At 68.2% G+C, this 7,639-nt stretch carries 7 protein-coding genes and 1 pseudogene; 4 read left to right on the forward strand and 4 right to left on the reverse strand.

Annotated features, from left to right (window positions below):
* Positions 1–13 precede the first annotated feature (13 nt).
* Positions 14–1,474, forward strand: a complete 1,461-nt coding sequence (locus H036_RS24035) for a right-handed parallel beta-helix repeat-containing protein (protein ID WP_157417746.1) — start codon at positions 14–16, stop codon at positions 1,472–1,474.
* A gap of 76 nt (positions 1,475–1,550) precedes the next feature.
* Here H036_RS24035 and H036_RS24710 read toward each other — a convergent pair whose 3' ends face one another.
* The 3 genes from H036_RS24710 to H036_RS0121030 all read right to left on the reverse strand — a co-directional run bounded on the left by H036_RS24710 (position 1,551) and on the right by H036_RS0121030 (position 5,200).
* On the reverse strand, positions 1,551–2,783 hold the full coding sequence (locus H036_RS24710) for an HNH endonuclease signature motif containing protein (protein ID WP_232421925.1): 1,233 nt from the start codon (positions 2,781–2,783) through the stop codon (positions 1,551–1,553).
* 393 nt (positions 2,784–3,176) lie between these two features.
* Positions 3,177–3,962, reverse strand: a complete 786-nt coding sequence (locus H036_RS0121025) for a sugar phosphate nucleotidyltransferase (RefSeq protein WP_017936788.1) — start codon at positions 3,960–3,962, stop codon at positions 3,177–3,179.
* Positions 3,959–5,200, reverse strand: coding sequence for a class I SAM-dependent methyltransferase (locus tag H036_RS0121030; RefSeq protein WP_017936789.1), 1,242 nt, complete (start codon positions 5,198–5,200; stop codon positions 3,959–3,961). Before H036_RS0121030 ends, H036_RS0121025 begins: the two co-directional genes overlap by 4 nt.
* A gap of 103 nt (positions 5,201–5,303) precedes the next feature.
* Between H036_RS0121030 and rfbC the strand changes: the two genes are divergently transcribed.
* The 3 genes from rfbC (at position 5,304) to H036_RS0121045 (ending at position 7,132) form a co-directional block, all read left to right on the forward strand.
* The gene (gene rfbC / locus H036_RS0121035; protein ID WP_017936790.1) at positions 5,304–5,894 is read left to right on the forward strand and encodes a dTDP-4-dehydrorhamnose 3,5-epimerase; all 591 of its coding nucleotides are present in this window, start codon (positions 5,304–5,306) and stop codon (positions 5,892–5,894) included.
* The gene (locus H036_RS0121040) at positions 5,891–6,475 is read left to right on the forward strand and encodes a hypothetical protein (protein ID WP_017936791.1); all 585 of its coding nucleotides are present in this window, start codon (positions 5,891–5,893) and stop codon (positions 6,473–6,475) included. The genes rfbC and H036_RS0121040 overlap by 4 nt, the downstream gene beginning before the upstream one ends.
* A 204-nt stretch (positions 6,476–6,679) precedes the next feature.
* Positions 6,680–7,132 carry a hypothetical protein gene (locus H036_RS0121045; protein WP_198290046.1) on the forward strand — a complete coding sequence of 151 codons (453 nt, stop codon included), beginning with the start codon at positions 6,680–6,682 and terminating at the stop codon, positions 7,130–7,132.
* A 155-nt stretch (positions 7,133–7,287) separates the two neighbouring features.
* On the opposite strand, the pseudogene H036_RS26030 reads toward H036_RS0121045, so the two are convergent.
* A pseudogene (locus H036_RS26030) lies at positions 7,288–7,560 on the reverse strand (transposase); the annotation flags it as partial.
* Between the last annotated feature and the right edge of the window lie 79 nt (positions 7,561–7,639).

The raw sequence follows: 7,639 nt of genomic DNA on the forward strand, positions 1-7,639 counted from the left end.
ATCGTCTGTCCTGGTGAGCCGGACCGCCGGCCCGGGGGAGCCCCAGTCATCGGGCGTTCCTGACCTCGGCCGGGTGACCTCCTCGGTGGGCTGTGTCCGAGCAGTGCCGGCCGGGCCGGCGACAAAGCCAGCGGGCGCGGTCAAGGTCAGCGGCCGACTCGACGTCGCCGTCGCCAGACACGGGGCCGGCACCACCTTCTGGGTCACCCCGGGCGTGCACGTGCTGGGCTCGGGACAGTACGACAACGTGGAGCCGAAGCGGGGCGACGTCATCATCGGCGCGCCCGGGGCGGTGCTGGACGGGAAGCGCCGCAACCACTACGCGTTCGTCGGTCGCGCGAAGGGCGTGCGGATCAGCAACCTGGTCGTGCAGAACTTCGGCACGTCGCTCACCGACGACTTCAACGAAGGCGTGGTCAACCACGACGCCGGCCACGGTTGGCGGATGCGTGCGCTGACCGTCCGGGGCAACGCCGGCGCCGGGGTGTTCTTGGGTAGCGGCGACGTGCTCAGCCGCAGCTGCCTGACGGGCAACGGGCAGTACGGCTTCAGCGCCTACGAGGACAACGGTGTCAGCAATGTCCGCCTGATCGGCAACGAGATCGCGGGCAACGACACCGCCCGCTGGGAGGAGCGGCAGAGCGGCTGTGGCTGCACCGGCGGGGGAAAGTTCTGGGCGACCCGCAACGCCGTCATCCGCGACAACTTCGTGCACGACAACATCGGTGTCGGGGTGTGGGCCGACACGAACAACACCGGCTTCCTGATCAGCCACAACACGTTCAGCGGCAACGCCGACGCAGGCGTGGTCTACGAGACCAGCTACAACGCCCGGATCGTGCACAACACCTTCATCCGCAACGCGCTGGTGGGCGGGCCTGCCGACCCGGGCTTCCCGCACGCTGCGCTCTACCTCTCCGAGTCCGGCGCGGATCCACGCGCGGGCTCGCGCTACGGGACGAAGCTGGTGGTTGCGCACAACCGCTTCCGGGACAACTGGTCGGGTGTCGTGCTGTGGGAGAACGCCGACCGGTTCGCCGGCTCGCCGGCCAACAGCAGTACCGGCATCAGCACGCTGGTCTCGCCGCAGGCGACCGTCTCGGCGTGCGGGTCGCCGTCCAGGGTCGCCAAGGCGCCGCTGATCAACGACTGTCGATGGAGGACCCAGCACGTCCGGGTGCTGCACAACCGGTTCGTGTTCAGCGCGGCGCGCGTCGGGCACGGCTGCGCCGCGAACACCGGCTGCGGCTACAACGGGCTGTTCTCCAACTACGGCAGCTATCCGTCCTGGTCGCCGTTCCAGGGCACCGTGGTCGAGAACCACATCACGTTCTCGCAGGACAACACATTCGCGAGCAACCTGTACGTCGGGGCCTGGCGGTTCATGGTCCACGAGCAGGACCATGTGGTCAGCTGGCGGACGTGGCGTGCCGCGCCGTACGGGCAGGACCGGGGGAGCGTCCGGCGGGGTTAGCCGGGTCGCAGCGGATATATCCGGACCTGCGCCGCGGTCGTCGGGGAATCCGCTGGTCGGCCGGGTGGATCGAGGCTCACCGGCGGTCGTGGAGGAGCGTCGTGGTCTTGCGGCGGTAGCGGTAGTCGCCGTTGGCGAGTCTGATGGTTTCGTAGGTGGGGTCGTGGGCGCGGCGGTGGTGGTGGCCGCAGAGCAGGGCGGCGTTGGTCAGGTCGGTGGGTCCGCCCTGGCTCCAGGGATTTTCGTGGTGGGCGTCGCACCAGGTGGCGGGCACCGTGCAGCCTTCGGCGCGGCAGTGCCGATCGCGGATTCTGAGGGCTTTGTGCTGGGCGGGTGAGAACAGGCGTCTGGCCCGGCCGAGGTCCAACGGCTCGGATTGGCCGCCCAGCACGTAGGGGATGATCGCGGCGGTGCACGCCAGCCGTCGGGTCTCGCCGGCGGAGATCGGGGTCTGACCGAGGCTTGCGGTCCCGAGCTCGCTGCGCAGCTGCTCCAGCGGGATGGCCACGATGATCGTGGTGGTGTCCCCGCCATGAGCCGGAACCCCGTCGCCGTCCACGCACTCCAGCAGCTGGGCGAACGCGTCGGCGAAGAGCCGGTTGCGGGGGCGCACGTGTCCGTCGGCCTCCAGCGCGGCGACCCTTGGCTGAGCGAACGCCTCCAACAGCGTCCGCAACCGCTCACCGACGGCTTCGGGCACGATCGCGTGGATCCGGGCCATGCCGTTGCCGTGGTCGCTGATCGACAGCGTCGCCTTCGCGTGCGCGGCTTCTTCCAACCGACGGATGGCTTCGGCCTCTGCTGCTTCCGCGATCTCGGGTGCCACGACCTCGAGGAGGTGGGAGGCGAGGTGGCGTAGGTCCTTCGGGCGGTGCTGGGTGGCGAGGTCGCACAGGTGCGCCTCGGCGCGCTCCACGACATCGGTGGGCAGGTCGTCGGGCAGGGCAGCGAGCCCGTCGAGGATCACCCGGGCATGCTCGAGACTGAACCGACCCTGCGCCAACGCGGCCCGCACCACCGGCCGCTGCTCCAGGCCGCGCGCCAGAGCCAGCGCCGCGTGCGCGGCCCTGCTGTCGACGACCTCCTGGGCGACCAGCCAGGACGCGACGTCACGTGCGCCGATCTCCTCGGCCACGTCCTGGGCGCTGGCGATAACCCGTAGTTCGAGCTCTTCGAGACGGGCACGGAGCCGGCGCAGGGCGAGGATGGTGGCGGCTTTGTCGGTGGTGGAGAGGAAGATCGGATTCGCATCCGCAGCATCGCTCAGGGCGGCATCGATCGTCGCGAGAGTTTTCTGGATCTGATGCATGGTCACCACCCGAGAGAGACGGTTCGAACACGTATTCGAATCCTATCTGCTCAGATTGACCTAGACAACCCTCTTTGCTGACCGCATCGGGTGAATTCTTCGCCGTACCCGATCACACGCCTGGTGGCCCGACGCGACTGATACGAAGGCACCCCGCCCAGCCAAGACACGTGACCACGCTGGTACTGGCCCACGCTTCTCGTTTGTCTCTGGCCGCCCCGCTGACCGCCGGCGCCTCGACAAGCTCGGCGGGCGTGGATCGGCGGACGTGGATCGGCGGACGTGGATCGGCGGACGTCGCGCGGCGTGCGCGGGGCTACTCGACCCGCAAAAACTGACGACTCGGTTCGCAGAAACTGACCCCTCAACCCGCAGAAAGTGACTTCTCGGCGGTCAGGCCCAGGCGTGCTGCCAGACCTCCCACGGCCCCGTTCCCTGCCGGTGCAGGTCTTCGAGATACGTCCGCTCCTTCAACGTGTCCATCGGCGCCCAGAAGCCGTCGTAGGCCACAGCGCGCATCTGGCCGGCGTGGGCGGCCTTGACGCAGCCGTCCATGACCAGGTCGTCGCCCTCGTCCAGGAAGTCGAAGATGCCCTGGCGCAGGACGAAGTAGCCGCCGTTGATCCGGTAGGGCATGTCGCCGGCGGGGGTCAGGCCCGACACCGACCCGGAGGAGTCCATGTCGACGACGTGGAAGGAGTCCTGCGGGCGGACGGCGATGAACTGCCCGACCGCGTCGGTCGCCGCGAGCTCCTCGACCAGCGAGTTGATCGGAGCGTCGGTGAGCACGTCGCCGTAGTTGGCCAGGAAGAACTCGTCGTCCTCCAGGTAGGGGCGGACGCGACGCAGCCGCTCGCCGATCGCGGTGTCCATGCCGGTGTCGACGAAGGTGATGGTCCATTCGCTGACGTCGGTGCCGATCAGGTCGACGTGCTGGCAGCCCTTGGTGAGCACGAAGTCGTTGGAGGTGGTCTCCTCGTAGTTGAGGAAGTACTCCTTCACCGCCCGAGCGCCGTATCCCAGGCAGAGGATGAACTCCGTGTGCCCGTAATGCGCGTAGTAGCGCATGATGTGCCACAGCACGGGCCGGTCACCGATGGACATCATCGGCTTGGGCAGCGACTGGTTGTCGGCACGCATGCGCATGCCGAGACCGCCGCAGAACAGCACCACCTTCATCGGTTCTCTCCTGCCTCGAAGACGTTCAGACGGGGGAGCGCGGTGACCAGGCGCCCGCCCCACTCGCTCACGTAGGCGAGTTGCTCGCTGATCTCCCGGCGCAGGTTCCACGGCAGCACCAGGATGTAGTCGGGCCGAGCCTCGGCGAGCGCCTCGACGGGCCGGATGGGGATGTGCGTCCCGGGGAGGAAGCGACCGTGCTTGCCGGGATTGCGGTCGACCGCGAAGGCCAGCAGGTCGGGCTTGACCCCGCAGTAGTTCAGCAAGGTGTTGCCCTTGCCGGGGGCGCCGTACGCCGCGACGAGCTTGCCTTCGCACGAGGCCTCGATGAGGAACTCCATCAGGTTGTTGCGCACCTTCGAGACCTTGGCGGCGAAGCCGGCGTGACCCTCGAGGGTGTGCAGGCCGGCGGCGGCCTCGTCGGCGAGCACGCGGGCGACGGCCGGGCTCGGCGTGGCGCCGTACTGGGTCGGCATGGACCAGGTCCGCAGCGAGCCGCCGTGCGACTCGAGCTCCTCCACGTCGACCACCGTCAGGCCGGCGGCTGCGAGCACCCGCTGGGTCGTCAGCAGCGACAGATAGGAGAAGTGCTCGTGGTAGATCGTGTCGAACTCGTTGCCCTCGATCAGCCGCAGCAGGTGCGGGATCTCGATCGTCACGGTGCCGTTGTCGGCGACAAGAGCGCGCAGGCCACGGGCGAAGTCGACGATGTCGGGCACGTGGGCGAAGACGTTGTTGGCGACCACCAGGTCGGCGGGGCCGTGGATGTCGGCGACCTTCGTACCGGTCTCCTGGCCGAGGAACATCACCTCGGTCGGCACCCCGCGCGCTACCGCCGCCTCGGCGACGTTCGCGGCCGGCTCGATGCCCAGCGAGCGGATGCCGCGGGCCACGGTGTGCTGCAGCAGGTAGCCGTCGTTGCTGGCCACCTCGACCACGAAGGAGTCGCTGGAGAGGCCGAGGCGGGCGATGGCGTGATCGACGTACCGCTCCGCGTGCCGGACCCACGAGTCGGAGTAGGACGAGAAGTAGGCGTAGTCGCTGAAGATCGCCTCACCCGACAGGTAGGCGGGCAGCTGGACCAGCAGGCACTCGGAGCAGATCCGGACGTGCAGTGGGTAGAACGCTTCGGCCTGGTCGAGCTCGTCGGCGGCGAGATAGGTCTCGCACGGCGGCGACATGCCGAGGTCCACGAAGGTCGCGGTGAGATCGCTCCCGCAGAGACGACATGCTGGCATCAGATACCCCCAATGAGTGAAATCCTTCGGCACGAGTCTTGGCGGCACCGAGAGCGGCGAAGGATCCGGAGCATCCGGTTTGCCCACATTTGGGGAGGGTCCCTTGTACGCCGAGACCACAGCGATCCCGGGGCTGGTCACGTTCACCCCAGAGCCGCACCACGACGCCCGCGGCTTCTTCAGCAGGACGTTCGACACCACCGTCGCGCGCAGTGTCGGTGTGGACCCTGACGGGTTCGTGCAGGACAGCATGTCGCGCTCGGCGCGCGGCGTCGTACGGGGCCTGCACCTGCGGGTGGGCGCCGGTGAGGGCAAGCTGGTGCGCTGCTCCAGCGGGGCCGTCTTCGACGTCGTCGTCGACCTGCGCCCGGCCTCGCCGGCGTATGGCACCTGGCTCTCGTTCGACCTGTCGGGCGAGCGGCAGAACAGCATCTTCGTGCCGCCCGGGTGTGCGCACGGGTTTCAGGCGCTGACCGAGGTGGCCGACACGTCCTACCGGATCGACCGGTCGCACGATCCGAGCGAGGACCTGACGATCGCGTACGACGATCCCACTCTCGCGATCCCGTGGCCGCTGCCGGTCAGCGTCATGTCGGACAACGACCGGGCCGCGCCGCCCCTCGCCGAGCTGGGGGAGCGGCTCGCGCTGGTCGCGGCCAGGATCCCGCAGCGGGTGGGAGCGCCGTTGGGATGAGGAGGCTGCTCGCCGTCTGGGTGGTGCTCGGCTCGGGCCTGCTCTTCGTGGCCCTGAGCGCGTTCGTGCACCTGCACGGCACCGACCGACTCGACGTGTGGGCCTACCACCGCTTCTATCCCGGGCAGCGCTGGGGATTGCCGCAGCGGGCGGCCGACGTCTTCGTCAACCTGCTGCAGCCGGCGGTGACCAGCGTGGTGTTCCTGGCGATCAGGGTCCGGCGGCACTCACGTACGGCACTGGTCGGCGGCCTGCTGCGGGTCGGCCTGGTGATCTTCGCGGTGGTCTTCCTGAAGTGGTTCTTCCACCGACCCGACGTGCACGGCAGCGTCTCGCACCTCGGCGGCAGCTATCCGTCCGGGCACGAGCTGGCACTCGTCGCGTACGGCGCCCCGTGGTGGCTGGTGCTGGTGCTGGCCGTGGCGCTGCTGGTGACGGGTACGCACTGGCTGACCGACGTGGTCGCGGGCGTGCTGGTGGGGCTGATGATCCGCGTCGGCGTACCTGCGCTGGGGAGGTACGTGGCCTGGGTGCGGGCGGGGCGTCGGGCTGGGTCGGACTACGACGATGCGGCTGTCTGAGGAGCGAATCTGACCCCTGGCTGACCGGTGCCTGATCAGGATGGGCGATCTGACACAGGATGCCTGGCGAAGTGACCTGAACTTCCTGCGCGCAAGCCTCTCTGGGTCTTAGCGTTCGGACGTTTTCGTCTGATCGCGCTGGTGGTCTTGGGGGTCTCGGTGTTTCGTCGTGTGTCGTTGAGTGTGGGCGTTGTCGTTCGGTTGTTGGCGGTGTTGTTGGCGGTCTCGGGTCTGCAGGTGGTCGCGTTGGCGACGGTTGCGGGTTCGGCGTCGGCGGCGTCAGTGGTGACCGGTACGGGTGGTGAGTTCGTGCCCGTGACGGGGCGGTTGATGGACACCTCGACGGGTCTGGGTGGCTACAGCACGCCGATGGTGGCGAACGCGTGGCGATCGCTTCAGGTGGGCGGCTTGTTGGGTGTACCGGCTAACGCATCCGCGGTGCAGGTGACGCTGACGGCGGTCTCGCCGGCGGCGTCGGGCATCATCCGGGTTGCCCCCTCTGGCTCGACCTCGGCTCTGAGCGCGGTGATCTTCGGGTCGGGTCCCACCCCGTCCTCGGTGTCGAACACCGCGATCGTCCCGATGGTCGCGAACGGCAAGATCTCGGTGGAGGCCACCTCGGCGGTGCGGTTGATCGTCGATCTCCAGGGTGTCTAGCCCCCAGGTTTTGGTCCACTCGAAGTGGAGCTCCCGGTCAATCGAGAGGTCCCAGAAGACGTCGTCTTCTGGTCCAGCAAGAGTGTTGGTAGTCAACGACACCTGCCCCTCTCACTTGCCGCCTGATCTGTCGTAGGCGGCTGCGTCGCACAGTATGCCGCGAACGCTGCCGGGGTGCGCATGCCGATCCCCGAGTGGGGCCGGAACTCGTTGTAATGCTTCACCCAGGCGCCGATCACGACCTTGGCTTCGGTCAGGGAATGGAACGACTCGCGGTTCAACAACTCATCGCGCATCGAGCCGTTGAACCGCTCGATGTACCCGTTCTGCTACGGGCTGGCCTTCGCCACATGCACGGGCGTCACGCCGACCTCGCGCAGCCATTCCAGCAGGCCAGTAGCGATGAACTCCCGGCCGTTGTCCGAGCGGATCATCCCCGGGGCACCGTGTTCCTCGAACAACCGGGCCAGTTCGTGCTTCACGCTCTCAGCGCCGATGGAGTAGCCG

It is taken from the genome of Nocardioides sp. Iso805N, from assembly GCF_000364605.1.
Taxonomy (GTDB): Bacteria; Actinomycetota; Actinomycetes; order Propionibacteriales; family Nocardioidaceae; genus Nocardioides.